Source organism: Collimonas sp. NPDC087041, assembly GCF_044745265.1.
In the GTDB taxonomy this organism is placed as follows: Bacteria; Pseudomonadota; Gammaproteobacteria; order Burkholderiales; family Burkholderiaceae_D; genus Collimonas.
Genome location: NZ_JBIUZX010000003.1, coordinates 409,405 through 425,821 on the forward strand (window position 1 = coordinate 409,405; position 16,417 = coordinate 425,821).

5 protein-coding genes are annotated in these 16,417 nt (G+C 53.6%); 2 read left to right on the forward strand and 3 right to left on the reverse strand.

The annotated features are described in order from the left end of the window. Positions 1-9 precede the first annotated feature (9 nt). The 3 genes from ACIPF8_RS07825 to ACIPF8_RS07835 all read right to left on the reverse strand — a co-directional run bounded on the left by ACIPF8_RS07825 (position 10) and on the right by ACIPF8_RS07835 (position 11,301). Complete coding sequence (locus tag ACIPF8_RS07825; protein WP_400419187.1) at positions 10-8,385, reverse strand: hemagglutinin repeat-containing protein; 8,376 nt, start codon at positions 8,383-8,385, stop codon at positions 10-12. Between the two features lie 91 nt (positions 8,386-8,476). Continuing rightward, positions 8,477-9,454, reverse strand: a complete 978-nt coding sequence (locus tag ACIPF8_RS07830) for a hypothetical protein (RefSeq protein ID WP_400419190.1) — start codon at positions 9,452-9,454, stop codon at positions 8,477-8,479. A 23-nt stretch (positions 9,455-9,477) separates the two neighbouring features. After that, positions 9,478-11,301, reverse strand: coding sequence for a ShlB/FhaC/HecB family hemolysin secretion/activation protein (locus ACIPF8_RS07835; RefSeq protein ID WP_400419193.1), 1,824 nt, complete (start codon positions 11,299-11,301; stop codon positions 9,478-9,480). A 217-nt stretch (positions 11,302-11,518) separates the two neighbouring features. Between ACIPF8_RS07835 and ACIPF8_RS07840 the strand changes: the two genes are divergently transcribed. Together ACIPF8_RS07840 and ACIPF8_RS07845 are read left to right on the forward strand one after the other, a co-directional pair. Continuing rightward, positions 11,519-12,862 (forward strand): integrase, encoded by a 1,344-nt coding sequence (locus ACIPF8_RS07840; protein WP_400419195.1) that lies wholly within the window; start codon positions 11,519-11,521, stop codon positions 12,860-12,862. Positions 12,863-13,974: 1,112 nt separating this feature from the next. Then, entirely contained in the window at positions 13,975-16,251 is a 2,277-nt protein-coding gene (locus tag ACIPF8_RS07845; RefSeq protein WP_400419198.1) for a hypothetical protein, read from the forward strand. Positions 16,252-16,417: the final 166 nt, after the last annotated feature.

Below are 16,417 nucleotides of genomic sequence, written 5' to 3' on the forward strand. Positions count from 1 at the left end.
TCCTTCCTTTTAGTAATGTCTAACGGCTTGTGGGACAGGGGTCATTGTAGGAGAGTCTTGCCAGAATTTGCCGCAACTTTCACTTCCAGATGCTCCATAACAATTGTGGCTTGTGACAGGTTGCCCTGTTGCTGCCCGAAGGGCTTGAAAGAAAATGCTGCTTCCGTCAGGGATAGTTCCACCTGTAGCAGGATTCCCCCCAATCAAGCGCCCAACGGGATCAGCGATATTGTTTTCATACGTCAATACCATGTTATTTTTCTGAGTGGGGTCGGTCACCGTATCGCGATTTTGCAAATTACTCAAAATGTTATCTGCTTTGACAGCGTTATAGGCTGGCCCGAAGAAATTAATAAGAGTATTGCTCAACGAACCTTGTGCATCAGGTTGATTTTGTAATGATTCCATTGCATTGCCCACAGTCATGGCTCCACGACTGTGGCCATCGAGGACCAAGCCGCTTTCTCCATATTGCTGCATGACGGACTTGGTTTCCTGAGTAGCATTCGTCAAGCCCATCACATCGCCCTCTAAATATTTTTGATACCCCGCAATCATCAGTTCGGAAAGCGCATTATCTGCTATATCAAAGTGAATCAAATACTGCGGCCCATCACCAGCTGAACTGTGTTGATCGGCGTATTTTGTAGCTCCAGCAAGATCGTTGAAAATCCCATTATCGGCAACGTGAATTTTGTTATCAGCTGCAGGCTGCAAATTTTGCTTTTCCTCATCCGACAACAGATGCGCCGTTACATTACCGTCGGCATCTTTCTCAACTACATATATATCAGCATTTTTCAGGAAGGCGGTACGGTAAGCCTCATCGGTAAACTTTGTCGCCTGAGTAACCAATGTCTGCTTAATAGTTTGTGCTGCTTGCGCTTCTTGGAGCATAGTTTGCACATCTTGCCGCTGAGCCGATATTTGAGAATTTGTCGTATCACGGTTTAAAGTTGCAATAGTCTCTGCGGCATTCTTGCCAGTTATGGCCTGCTGTTGCTGATCATTCGTGATCTTGACGATACCAGCACTAATTGCACTTTTTGTTGCTCCTGAGGAGGAGCCTGATTCTGAACCACTACCTAAAGCATTGCCAATAATTGCTTTACTTGCGCCATATTTCCCTTGACTGAGCATATCGGTATTCAAACTGACGCCCATACTATCGGCACTAGCATTAGATTTGTTCTGAATATCGCTGGTTGTCAAAGTACCTGTCGTGAAACTGTTTTTAGCATCTTGCACAGCTTGATCGGTGCTAGCAATGACACCACCTTTCAGATCAGTATTGCCATTCACCTTCACAATAAAACCTCCATCGCCGGCCCTGATTCCCGATTGCTCAGTGACGCTCTGATAATTATTGCTGGCTTTACTATTAGAAAAATTCCCGCTTGCGCTGCTGGTACCGTAGCAAAATGGAGGAACGCAGATACTGACGCTAACGCCGGCGCTAGTTTGCTTGCTGTCATAGACGCTCGTGTCTTGCAAACTTTCAATGTTGAGATTGCCGCCAACATTGGCCGTAACCTGTTTGCCGCTAGCAATAGCACCTTTTATGTTGGTGTCGCCACCCGAATTTAAGGCAAGTTGATCGCCTGCGGTGACATGCGTATTTACATTGGTGCTGTCCGTGCCATCCGCGTTACCACGACCACCTGACACCCCAACGTTCAGAGTGAAACCGTTTTGCTGCCCACCCAATGAGAAACCAATCCCAACAGATGCGCTACTCGAACTATTAGTAGAATGTTGAGCATCGGTACTTTGTGCTGCCTGCAAATTGATAGTGCCGTCTGCGTTGAGAGTGGCGTTATTGCCGGCGGTGACATTCGAGCCAGTTACATTGATATTGCTGGCCTTGCCTGCCCCGGTTGCATTAATGATGACGTCACCACCAGCGGCAACGTTGCTACTCTTGGCTGTCGAGCTAGTTTGCTCGCTATGACTTTGACTCTGACTACCGCCAATACTCAGGCTGACGCTAACACCACCAGCCTGACTAGGGTTATCAGATACGGCATTGTACGCATCGTACGACGACAAGCCCGCAGCAGTACCCGCCAAGACTTGCATTCGTTTGTCTTTGGATTGCCCAGCAGCGCGATTCATCTGTTGCGCAGTCTGTATGGCTGAAATGACCGGGCTAGTCAATGTCAGAGTCAGGCCGCTTTGCTTGGCCTTGGTGTCCTCACTTGCGCTCATCGTATCTGTCGCTGTAGTAATATTCACCTGTTGCGCGGCAATGCCAATATCTCCCTTCGGGGCCAGTACGTCGCTACCTGTTTGCGTGTATGTCTTGCCGGCGTTAATACTGATATTTCCGTTCGTGCTACCGATAGTGCTGCCATTGTTCGTCAGTTGCTGACTTATTTGAATATCTTGTTGCTCCTTTGATCCCATTGTCACACCGATCCCGCCACTGCTAAACATGCCGGAAGTTTTTTCTTCGCTACTGAAACTGCTCTTGCTGGTGTTCTGCGACGTGGTGATCGTCACATTATTTCCAGCGCTCAGCGACACATCGTTCGTTCCAACCACGTTACTGCCAGTCACACCAATATCGTGCCCCGCCTGAACGATCACGCTGTCACCCGATAGGGTGCTGCCCACGGCTGTCGTGCCGCTATCATTTCTCTGGGACCGACTGCTCGACGATGACAGCATGCCATGCGAGGTGGTGTAGATTGCCTGATCGAGGCTACTTGTCTGTTGTGCCGTACCGAGATTGACATCGCGTCCGGCGACAGCCGCTAACTGGCCGCCCGCATTGGCGTAAGCCGCCGCAGCGTTGATGTCCTGTCCAGCAACCAGCGCCAGCTTGCCGCCGGCATTGATGCTCGTGCCGTTGACCTGTGTCTGATTTTCATACAGGTGATTGTCAGCGTTGTAGGTGACGTTATAGGTACTTTGCGTATTGACTGCCGTCAGGTTCACATCACGTCCAGCCGACAGCGCCGCATCACCCGTGGTATTGACGTTCACCGCAGCCAGATTGATATCGCGTCCAGCCTGGATCGACAATTGATCAGCGGTGACGCTAGCAACAGATCCCAGCACCGTGTTAGTCCCTTGCACGCTGGTCGCTGAGATGGCATCAGTGCTCATCGTCACATCACGTCCGGCTAGAATACCGACACGGTGACCGGAAATGCTGCCGCCATTGTTCAACACGTCATTCTGTGCGACCAGAATGGTCGCACCATTGGCCCCGGTACTGCGGATATTGCCGGTATTGGCAATATCCGTTGCCTGGATGATCATGTTGTTCGATGCTTGCAGCGTACCGCCGTTTTGCAACGTACCGTTCACCTTCAAATCAATATCTTTACCCGATATCAGCGCTCCAGTCGGCGAAATGTCGCTGGCGTCTGCTCGGGTCAGATACACCACCGGCGCCAGCACTTGCGTATGCGTGCCATCCGGTAACGTCACATCGGTCGACACCATCCAGACGATGTCAGAGGTCAATGCTGCCATCTGCGCATCGGTCAGCGCAATGCCGGGCGTGAGCTGAAACTGTTTTGCCGTCGCCACGCCAGAGTCCATCAGCGCCCTATATTCATCCTCATTGCTGGCATAGCCATCCAGGAAGCGCTTACCCGTCAATTGAGCGATCTGGTTGGTAACGGTTTGTTCCTCATAGAAACCATCGCCTAATCTCTTTTCTGTGGCGGATGGATTGACGCCCAAGAGACCTAACATGTAGTCGCTGGAGAGGAAATTGCCGTAATTGGTAAATTTCGGATCGGTCTCGATCAGATACGGCTGATTCGGTTGCGTATGTACGGTATAGAGCTGGTTATTCGGCAAGACCAGATTCGGCAACGGCGCTTGAGACGTCCCGAGAGTCTGATGACTGCTGCTCGTGCCGCTGGCTTTACCTACCGTATTGGCATTGGCAGCCCCCGTTGTCAGACCTGACTGATTAGCGCCCAATTGGAGAGCGCCCACGCTCGGCAAGGCGCTGCCGCCGACGCCATTGCCGACCGCCTGGTTCGGGCCGGTCACTGGTTGCGTGTTCTGCTGCACGGTCCAGACCTGCAGGGCCAATGGGGTCGATGGCAGATTCACATCATAAGCCGCGCCGTTATTGTCATACGTGTAGTAATTCTGATGCGGATGGCCGCTCACCCAATGGTAGTAATTCTCGCCGGCGGTCATGTGGTCGACCGTATCGATGGAACCGGTCGCACCAATATTATTGATACTGCCCACCATGCCGCCCAGAGTCCCGCCTGCAATAATGGTGCTCTTATCGTTGGTCACATTACCGGACAAGGTCATGTTACCGGCTGAGCTGATCTGACCAGGATCGCTGCTGGTGACCACGGTTTTAGCGACCGTCTGCGTATAGTCTCTCTTATAGAATTTCTCGAAGCGGTTGCCATCCGGTGTCACCAGCACAATCCCACCATCACCGCTGTCGCTCCAGGTGACCTGACTCGGCGTGTACCAGGTCGTGGGCGCCGCCCACTGCGCATATTCAGTCACCTGCGTGGTTTGGGTCGGGTCGATCTGCTGGATCGTCGTAAAGTGATTATTCTGATTCAACAGCGACGCCGTCTGCAGCGTCAACGCGCCGCCGGAATTGATGGTCGCCGAACTGTTTAAAATACTGGCGGCGCTGCCGGTCACATTGTTGTTGGCGTCGAGCGCGCCACCCATGGCCATATCGCTCAGGCTCTCAATCAACGCATGTTCGCGGTTGGTGATCTGCTGCGCACCGATCTGCAGCGTATTGCGCGAAGCGATCACGCCGGCCTGATTGGTCGTCGTATCGACATCGTTGGTCAGCGTCTGCGCGCCCAACGCAATATCGTTGCCGTAGATGCGGCCTGTATTGGTGATCGCATTGGACGAATGAATGACCGTCTCGCCATTGCCCGCATTCATCAAGCCACTGCTTTGATTATCGACATTGGCCGCATTTAAGGTCAGATTGCGTACTGCCTCCAGATTGCCGGTATTGGTCAGATTTCCCGTGGTCGACAATGTCAGGTCGCGGTTGGCGGTGAGTAGGTTGCCGGCGGCATTGGCGTAATCTCCCTGCAGACTGATGACGGCATCCTGTTGGGCCACAACTTGACCATTGCCGACCAGCGTCGGCGCCGTCAGTGTCAGATTATGAGCGCTGGCGATGGTCCCGGCCGTATTATCGAGATTGCCGCTGGTGGCCAGTGCAATGTCGCCACCGGCGTTGGTGGCAAGCAGACCAAAGATATTCGAGAAGCTGGCGACACTCACATTGACAGGGCCGCCGGCGGTGATACGACCGCCAACATTGGTCACTGCCGCGCCCGCCTGATTCAGTTGCAGGCTCTGACCCGCATAGACGTTACCGGCATTGTTGTTGACGCTATTACTGGTATTTAACGTTAAATTCCCGGCGGCGATGACTTGACCGTTACTGCTATTGTCCAGATTCGTACTGGTCAGGGTCAGGTCGCCATTGCCGCCGATGGTGCCCATATTGGGTGTATTGGCCGCATTGGTATTGGTGATCTGGCTGCCACCGTTGATCTGCGTTAGTCCTGTCCCGCTGTTGGCAATCCGGCCTGACGTGTTATCCACACTGGCGCCGGAGACCGTCATCGTCGCTGTGCTGCCATTGGCCTCGATACGACCGTTGGCGTTGTCTACGGCACCCGTAGCAATGGCTGATAGGTCTGCGCCGCTTTGAATGACGCCATAGGAATTGGTCAGCTGACCATTCGATTGCAGAGACAACGCATCTTTTGCGTACAATGTCCCGCCGGTGTTATCGACCGGGCCAGCGTTAATGTTAGCGGCACCAGCACTACCGATAAAGCCGCCGACGCCGTTGGCGACACCGTTACTGATGCCTTGCGCTGCCGTAATTGAGAGCGGCGCGCCACCGAGGCTTTGTACGGTTCCTGCAGCATTAGAAAGGCTGTTCGCATTGACCGTGAGGCCCGATTGCGTGCCTTCGATTTTACCGGCGGTATTGTTGACGGCCCCTGCCGCATTCACAGTCAACTGACTGCCGCCCAGATAGCCGCCGGCGCTGTTGTCGATGTCGCCCTGAGTAGCGGCAATGGTCGTCGCTTTCTGACCAAACATGCTGCCGCCCTGGTTGTTAATCGAAAGCGCACTCACATTGGTGATGCCGTTACCGCCGATGCTGCCTTGCTGATTCTGTAACACGCCGTTACTAGCGCTGACCGTCAACGTTCCACTACCTGCCAGGGCAATGCTACCGCCGGCGTTGTTCAGCGTCTGCGGGGTCAAGGTCAGATCGGCGCTATTGGTCTGAAGCACACCGCCGTTGCTGTTGTCGAGCGCATTGGCAACAGCAATGACATTGGTGCCTGTACCGAATTGGGCGATTTGCCCCGTTTCATTGGTCAGGTCGGTAGCGTGGATCGTCAGCTGGTCCGCAGTAATTTTACCGTGCGAATTATCGAGTTGCGGCGCCGTCAATGCAACGGTCGACGCATTGATTATCCCGGTAGCGTTCTTGACACTGGCCGCATTGACTTGCAACGCCTGTCCTGCCGACAGGTTACCGCCACTGTTATCTAACGCGCCGCTGACGGTTGTCGATAAATTGTTGCCGGCGCTGATCTGACCGCTGTTGGACACACCGGCAGCCGTCACAGAAACGTCGCCATTGCCGCCGATGACGCCGCCCGCAGTCCCCCCTGCAGTCGTTCCCGCCGCATTGGTCAATTGGCCAGTAGTCGTCAGCGTCAAACCGCTCGTATCGAGCGAGGTGATCCGGCCTGCGCTGTTGTCGATGGCGCCGGCCTGCACGGTCAACGCAGAGCCAGCTTGCAGCACGCCTTGCCTGTTCGACACTGCACCGGTCACATTCAGATTCCCGGCACCGGCAGAAATGAGTTGGCCGCCCTGATTACTGAGGCTGTCTGCAGTCAATGACAGCTGTGCGGCATTGACAACCGCTTGATCGTTGATTACAGCGCCACTGGCGCTGAGGGTCGCGGCACCCGTCGATTGCAGATTACCGCCAGTCTGGTCAATATCACCGCTACGGGCCGTGACTGCGACCGTGCCGCCAGCGCTGGTCTGTGCATGCGACAAATCCACGCTGGCGCCGTTGATGCCGACATTGGTGCCGGCTGTGTTCTGCCCTGTGGCGCTCAGATTACCCGCCGCAATCAACGATAGGTTGCCGTTCTGTGTGGCTTTGCCGGCGGCATCAATACCAGCACCCAGCACGCCCGTTGAGGCAATGCTGCCGGCATACAGTGTCAGGTCGCCTTGTGCGGCAACCGTGCCGGTATTGGCGATCTGATTGTCGCTCGATAGCTGTGCTGCTTGTCCGCTGTAGACTGTGCCACTATTGACGATGCCGTCATGACTGTGTATCGTCACCTGACCCGTGGCGCTCACTGGACCGGCAAGCGTGATCTTGCCCTGACTGTCCAGATTCAGATCGCCCGCACTGGAGGCGATATTGCCCAGGCTTCTCACGCCAACACCACTCTCATTGGCTAACAGGTAGATCTTATTGGCATACATGCCGCCAAGAGAGGCAATGTCCACCCCCAAGGCCGGTTTGTTGTTATCGCCTTGCAGCACTTTGATGCCCAAACCGTTGTAATTTACCTCGTTTGTTCCCACGACCGCATTGAGCTGGTTGGCCCATACCGGACCATTGACGGCAATGCTGCGCGAAATGAGATCCAGGGTATCGGTACTGGTAGCGTTCAGGCCTGCACTGCCGATCTGGATATCGCCGCCAGTGACGTGAAACGTGCTAAGGCTGCCATCGGCAGCCAACACCGGTGTGCCTGTCGTCAGAATGGCACGTGATACATTGATATAACTCGCCGTTGTTCCCGCGCCACCTACTGTGATACCGTTGGGATCGGCAATCACCACCACGGCACGCTGACCGGCCACCTCAATTGTGCCGCCTATGACCGCCCGATTTGTACTGGTGATTTCATTCAAAATCACCGATGCACTACCATTTTTCAGATTCGCATTACCCTGCACTTGCCCTGCGAGTTGGGTATTAGAGATAACGTTAGAATTATTTAAAATCGCCCCAGAATTATTTACCCCAAAAATGCTGTACTGATTGTGCGACACCCCAGCGCCGTTAGGCGCAACAATATTCACCAGCGGAATACCACTGGCGGTAACGCCAACGGATGGGCGGCGGCTGCCAGCATTAGGATCGGCGACGATCTGGGCTGAGACAAGCGTGACACCGCCAAAGAGCATCGCCACCGTCACTGCCATGTGTGCGAAGCGCAGTAGAGGCGTGGTGGTGGTCGCAAAGGCGCTACCGGCTCCCGATGCTTTGCCCTGACTGGAGACGTTCTCGGCGACGGCCATGAACAGGCCACGATTTTTGTTGAAAATCACGCGGAAATTTTGGGTATTCATAATTCGTCCAGGGCAAATAAAGACTAAGTATCAGATTGCATCGCTACCAACATCTCATGTTGGTGAGAAGCCACGCATGGCTCAATGTTGGTTACTGTTTGTGCAAGGCCAAAGCAATGAATTGAGTCGCTAGATTCGAGTTCAGATAACCACCGAACTGCAAAACTGCACCAAACTCTTCTGCATTAGGACCAAAGAACCGCAACATGTTGCTGCCGCCCCCGAGCCCCAAACCACTCGTCAACGGGCCGCTGTCGAAGCCAGACAACAACGCCGCATAATTCACATTTGTGTATGTCAATGTGCTTGCAAATTTGCTCGGATCAACAACGGATGGTGTGCCGCTGCTCTCGATCAGCACAGGATTACCGGCAACTACAATGGTGATTTTTTGTGCTGCGTAGTCGACGGTCGCAACAACATTTGATGAGTACAGAGCGCGCGCATTGATTACGGGACCTGGTGGGTTAGTGCTTTCTATCGTGTATTGAAAGGCCGTGCCTGTATAAGTCGCTGTACCTGCAGCAGGCCATGTCACGGCGGTCAGATCAGTCACATAACCGGCCAAATCAAAACCGACCACAGTCGGATCGTCGCTATTGCGCCAAGCGACGTTTTGTACAAACTTGGTTGCATTCGGCGACAATATTCTGATGTTCTTATCCGCCGCGACATTATTGATAGAAAAGAGATTGCTTGCTACGACGCTGCCACCCGGCAATCCAGATGGGAGTGTGAAATTAATGTTTGGACCAGTATCCTGAGAACCCGCGGATTGGTGCGCAAAAGTCATATTGGCGGAGGCATCAATTGTCGCTCCCAAATCGGTTCCTTGCGTTATCCCCGTAGTGCTAAAGTCAAATCCCATACGCTTAAAGGGCAGGGTATTCACCACAGGAGTAACTGCAGGTGCCGTGACAGGTGCGACAACTGGCGCGGCTGTACCGGTACTAGTAGTGCTGCTTCCATTGTCTCCTCCGCCGCCACAGGCGCTCAATGCACCTAGAATCAGCAAGCTGGCGACCTTAGTCAGTTGAGAGACAACAGTTTTTTGATGAATGATGTGCATTTTTATTCTCTATTTCTAAATGGTTAATATTGGTAAGCGAGGTTAAAGCCGACCGCCGGCATCGCCGTATTGAAACCTTGCGGCTTGTATAGCGTCCAACTGGAAAACACGTCGTAGGTCAGCCCGAACAGGCCGCCTCGTAGACCGACAGTCGCACCGGCCAGCTTGTTGCCAAGGAGGTTTCCGACGCTGGGTCCATATACCTGCCCGTAGTCCAGGCCGACATACGCGGACTGGCCACTGTTGGCGATTGGCAGATTCAATTCATTGCGCAGATAAAAGCCGCGTTCAGCGGCCAGCGTCAGCTCGCCATCAAAGCCGCGCACGGTGTACCGATTGCCAATGCTGAATTGATCTGCCAGGTAGAGCGCCGAACGTGTCGTCTGACCACGGAATGTTCCGATGTAGGTCAACGGTTGACTGGCAATGTGGAAAGGCACGCTCAAGGTCGCATCGACCGTCTGCAGGCTGTAGTGGAGATTATTGGTGCTCGGATCTTCTTGCCCCGACAAATTGCGGGCATACGTCTGCCCATTGAGCCAGTTGACACCCCACTTCTGAGCGACCGTCAGATCGAGCTGAGCGTTACCGATGTAATGCGTGTGCACCCAGGCCAGTTCGGCAAATGTGGTGTTACGTTCCTGCACCGCGATTTCGCTGTCTTCGATGTAAGCATGATTCCAGCGCTTGCCGACGCGGAACTGCCAGCTATTCTTTTGTGCCTGATCGCGCTGGAACAGCTGGGCGATTTTAAGTTCCAGATTACGCGACTTCCCGCTCGACACAAAGGTCTGGCTTGCCTGAGCTACCTCTTGGTGATAATCATAGGTACTTCCCGATACCGCAAAATTCCAATATCCGGCAGGCACGGCGTAATACACGTTGTTGCCATTGGTGCCCCGTTGACCGGCTTTGCGCTGTGCATCGGTATTGATGCCGATGTTGAATAGATCGTTCAGCCCCAAAGGATTGTCGACCGCCAGATTCAACCCTGCCTGCAGCTTGCCGGTGCCATTGGCGCCACTATCGTCAAACGTCCCGGTCAGCTTCCACGGCTTGCTGCGTTTGACCTGAATCACGACATCGCTCTCGCCAGGCACGTCACCAGGAACAATCTGCATATCGACATCCTGGCTAGGCACGCGCTTCATCTGCTCCAATCCCTGCTCCAGGTCGCGCAGGTTGAGCAACTGGCCGGGACCAGTCGGGAATGCACTGCGCCAGGTGCCGTACAGGGTCGGATCAGAAAAGCGGATTGCGCGAATGACGCCAGGAACCAATACCAGCGTCAACACGCCGCCAGTCAGGTCTTGTTCAGGTATGCCAATCCGTGTCGTGCTATAGCCGCGTTGCAGAATCAGATTGGTCAGACGCTTGACGATTAGATTCAGGCCGCCTTTACCAATACAGGCGCCGTCGTATTGGCGTAGGTAGTCTTGGGCAAAGCGGAAGTTATCGAACGGAAGATCGCTTGCACCCAGCGCATGGACGGCAGGCGATAATTGAGGGGGAACCTCAAGGACAAACTGGTGGACGGTGAAGCAAGGAGATTCGCTGGGGACGCTCAAGCCTTCCAGCGCTTCAGCTGCGGCCTTGTCTTCCAGGCTCACGTTAGGCGCTTGTAATTGTCGCTGACGTTCCTGCAAATCGGCCTGATCACGACGCCGTTGCTCTTCGCTCGACGGCGTTTGCACACTGGGGTCACGACGCCGCAACTCTTCCAGATCCGGCAGCGGAGCAGTCTGTGCACTGCTGCTGTGGGCGGTGCCAGCCAATAGCAAAGTCAGGCCAATGCGCTTGGCAAGGCCCGAAGAATACTGCCGCTTACGTTGAACGAACTTCCCCATGTCTACAGCTTTCTTTCTTTTTATTGCATTGGAAGAAAGAGTGTAGTGAGGAATTAATTGTTAAGTGTTGCCGTTTTATTAAATTTTGCAATCGTTCACTGTTAGCGTTGTACAACGGCACATGAGCCTGGGCGAGGGTTTTAGCCCAGATCGAAAGTGCATTTCCAACGGAAGGTGAGCCTGAGCACAAATCTGGGTTCGGAAAGACGGTTTGCCGATGGGCGGCGAACTCGTCACGGTGGTTGATGATTCATGGATGATCATCAACTTGAACGAAACCAAGATACGTACCATAGAGCAACTACGTGCCATCCTCGACGGCACCGAGACGTTGGAATTCACGCCTACAGAAGATTCGCTAGCCCGTTGTGAATGGATTGAATCGGTTCTGACCCGGTTCGGCTACGGGAAACTCAAGCGCCAAGACCGCGGACTGCTATTGAGCTATCTGCGCCGCTTCAGCGGCTTTAGCCGCGCCCACGTTACACGACTCGTAGAGCGGTGGCTTCACGGCAAGCGCCTGCTGTTTCTACGCCGGACGCCTTCAAACGCCTTCGCCCGGCGTTACACCGACGCCGACCTTGATGCACTGGCCGAGGTCGAACGCGAATACGGCCGGCTCTCAGGACCGGCCACCGTGGCCGTATTGCGGCGCATGTATGCAATCTATGGTGATGAGCGTTTTGTCCGTCTGCAGCATCTGTCACCGTCGCACCTTTACAATCTGCGACGCTCTGAGGCATATCGCGCACGCCACACTGTGCAGACCAAGACCCGCAGCGACCCAAGTGGCGCAACCATTGCAGCACGTCGAGCACCCAGGCCAGAGAACCGTCCCGGCTTTATTCGCATCGACAGCGTCCACCAGGGCAATCTGCACGGCCGCCGTGGGCTATACCACATCAACGCCGTGGACTGCGTCACGCAATGGGAGGTCGTCGCCAGCGTGCCAACCCTGAGGCGCGAACACATGGTGCCGGTACTACGCGAAATGTTGGCGCAGTTTCCCTTCACGATCCAGGGCTTTCATTCGGACAGCGGCTTTGAATACGTCAATTACGATGTCGCAAAATTACTTGAAGAGCAACAGATCGATTTCACCCGGTCACGCCCGCGACACTGCAACGACAACGCCCTGGCAGAGGCAAAAAACGGCGTCATCGTGCGCCGCCAGTTCGGCTACTCGCATGTCCCAGCCGAACGCGCCGAGCAGTTTAATACCTTCTGTTCCAGGTATTTGAATCCGTTCCTGAATCGTCACCGGCCGTGCTTGTTCGGCACCGAGGTGCCAGATCCCAGCAAGCCCGGACGTACACGCCGGATTCATCGGCACGAGGACGTCATGACCCCGCTGGACAAGCTTCTTAGCCTGCCTAACGCGAGCAGCTTCCTGCGAGATGGCATCACGATCGACAGCCTGATCCAGCAAGCCCGCAGTGTCACTGACATCGATGCCGCACGTTCAGTGCGCCGGGCTCGCGAACAGTTGATGGACGACGTCGCCATGGAGGTGCGCGAATTCAGGGACGTCTGGCGCTACGCAAGAGACGACGCGGCATGATCGAAGTCCGAGTGCGGAGTTTAATCGAGGGGGAAGCCGCTACGGGCTACGCCCTCCGCGGCTTCCCCCTCACAACCTGCGCCAACTACAATGCACTAGAATATGAGTTCTTTTTAACTATCAACTACCCCAACACCTGGCTCCGCTCCAGGCTCATCTCGGAATTGGAAAGTACTTGTTCGGCGGACTAATTGTGGTGCGTAGGCAACAACAACGAGGCTGGCGCGGCAGTCATCCCCCCGCCACGCCTGCCCGCTAAATTGGGCGGTTTCGACTCAAATTTTTTGAAATGACGCACATAGGAAAAACCTGGCGTCGAAGGGCACAAATACGTCGCAAAAAAGTGACGCAAAACGACGCACGCTAAGGGGTAAAAATGGGTTCTGGTGTGGACGATGGAAAACCAATTTCAGGTTTGACCTCGGGGAAAGCATAACCTTTATAACCAGACGATTTTATGCTCCGTAAGCCATTGATTTATATAACTTTAGGTGGTTATGGTTGAACTATAACTTTTGATAACCTAAAACATAACCAGACTTTAAGTCATTGATTTATATAATTATTTATTTTTATAGAAATTATTTTTAACTTTATAACCTAGTTATGCCAAGGTTATGCCGAGGTTATAGTTTGCTGAATCTTGCAAAGCCTTATGCCGCAAGGGTTTTCAGCCGCTTTCCAAAAAAGGTTATAAAGGTTATGGCTTTCCCGAGGGGTACTTTATATTAGCGACAGGCAACAAAAGCCACGAATTTATTGCCTTATAAGCAACTTTAGGTTGTTCGCTAACGTTGTTGCGGGCGCTGGTTGCAAATTTGCCGCTGCGCTGTGGCGCACTGACCTTACGGTCCGTGCATGAACGACCGATGAGATTTGCGACGGGCAGCAAACGCCCCTCTTCCGACTTTTGCATAGCCTAGTTCAAGGACTGTTTAATTGCCGTAAGCGGACAGCACAAAGCACTCTGGTTTAAGTTTCGATGAGCCAATACACGGCTCCGACGCGTAGAATTCAATACGCAAACGATCTCACGGTTATCCATGAGCAGAGCGGGATGCCAGGGCCGTAGCACTTACTTTGTGAGAAACGTACATACCGGGGGCTGTTCAGTGATAGCAAATCGAGTCGAGAAGTTAAAATTCCTCGTTGATGAGATGCACGTTGCATTTCATCTCGCGACGCATGCCAGCGACCCTTTCGTTGCGCGTACCCTTTCTCGTCACATTCTTGTGCGAACAGAGAATTTTATTGAACATGCGCGGGGTCTGCGGAAGCCGCTCAAAAATGCAGGCTACGACATACGCAACTTCCACAAGAAGAAGGAAGATTACGCCAACGTCTTCGTTGAATATTTCAAAGTTTCCAGAAATCGGCTCGGCGCGCATGTACAGGACTTTGACTTTGGTAAGCGGATAGAACTCTGGAACGACATTGAGATTATAAAAATCGGTTTTTTTGTGGAAGGGGCGCGGGAGGTTTACGAAAGTCTAACGGCCCTTAACCTGCCCGGATTCGCTACCTACACGTCCCCGGCAGAACTTGCCGATCCAAGCGTGGTTGAAGCGCTTCGCCAGTACCAACGCATAAACGATCAAAGTAACTGGGTTGAAATGGGAGCGGACTCGTTAGCAATGACCCGAAGCAATACGACTGCCTCGCTAAATACGACGCCAGTGCATGCGCGGGCCGCTCAGCTCGCGCTTATACGTCGTTGGGTCTCCATTCAGAGAAACCTCCTCGCAAAGTTCGTTGCTCATCCGTCGATCGTTCGCATCCTCAGGGCGCGGATCGTCACAGACATTGTCAGCTTCTGCGATTGCCTTGTGACCCGCCCGGTTGCGGCGGGGGCTCCCCAAGAAATGGAAGGATTGAACAAACTCATCAGGGTGAGTGGTCAGTCTTCCGCTTCGATCGATGACTTTGTTGCTGCCTCGAACTTCCAGACCGAACTCCAAACGGCACGCGATGTTCGCGACGTCATTGGAGCCCATCTCGAAATTGACGATACTTATACCGTGCCTTCGCTCGTTGCGATCCTAGACTCCTACGATCTGAGCCAAGGACTTAGCTTCTATGAACGCGTCAGTGCCTCGTTCATGAAGGCATGTCGCAGCATTCTGTTTTTGCGGACGTATGCTGCCGATGGTCAGCGCATATATGGTGTTACTGCTGGTGGCGGAATGTCTGTCCCATTTGCTGGCGACAATGTCATCATCCAACCGCCGCAAGAACTCCCGCCAATTAACGACGAAGAAGCCTATCGCAAGAATCTTGTCCGGTGGCTCGACGGTGATGATGCGCAAAGAGGCGATTCGAGGCAATTTTTTTGGAATGCATTTCAAGGCTCGCAGCCGATGGAGACGATCGACGAAGTCGAGCATTTTGGAACGGGACATCGACTGTCAAAGCACGAGTTTCGAAAGGCGCACCAGTTTCTCGCGGCAACATTGTCCGAGCAGCGTTCAGATTCAGACTTCAGGAGTATCCTTGAACTCATCCTTTCCTGCCGCAGCGGCTGGCCATACCCGCTCGCAGAGATCCTCGTCCGTTATGGTGAAGGCGCTCCGGCGCCAAGGCGATTGTTGGTCTGTCACGTACTCGGCGAAATCGGCAGTGCTCCGCACGAGTCAGTAGATAATTTCCTCGCAGAATGTGCTGGTTCCAAGAGCTGGCCTATTCGCCTCGATGCGACACTTGCTCGCTACAAGACGTTCGTGAAGACCGAAGGGATCCATAGGATGAATCATCGCGGACACGTGAGGGTGGAGTATGGTCCTTTTGTAGATTCTCTGACTACATCCATGTCGTCGTCGCAGCTACTTATAAGCCTACTCGCTTTTGCTAGCATCCTCAGCGGACCGGGAATTGGATCGCTGTCCTCTCCGTTTAAAGACAACTATGCTGACCTTCAACGTCAGATCCAGTCCCTATGCTTGCCGCATCTCAATGATGATGCCAATAAGTCAAAGACGACCACGTTGAAAAATCTCGTCGATACCCACGACTACGTGGGCGTCTGTGTCCTAGTGGCAATCGATCTAGATGGCGGTGATCAAAATCCGCTGTATAACGCATTGAGCGATAGCTGTTGTGGCGGCTCAATCGTCGCTGCTGGTCACGCGCAGGCGACGCGCCACCTTGCGATGTGTTTTCTTCTAAAGAAGGAGCATCGTATTGCGTTTGAGATTGCCGATGGCCTCGCGTCTAGCCATCCAGATTGGGTAGATATACAAGTCCTCGTAGCGGAGATTCTCGGCGAGACTCGTGGAGCAGAAGAAGACGCCGTACAAAGAGTCTCTACAATTCGTAAGGGATACAAGTTGACCGCTGAGTTGGAAGCGCGCCTAAGTGTCGTCGAAACGGAGATCGCACAGCGGAAAACCTAGCGATGCTGATAGCCAAGGGCTGGCTAGTCCACCATCGGATACCCGCGCGGAGTTTCAACTCTACCGGAATGCGCAATTGCGTGGTTAGATCGTTTTTGTCGGCCGCAATGGGAGAAAACTCACCCGCCTTTACAAGCAATAGAAAAGCGTCAAAGTACTTCTCATA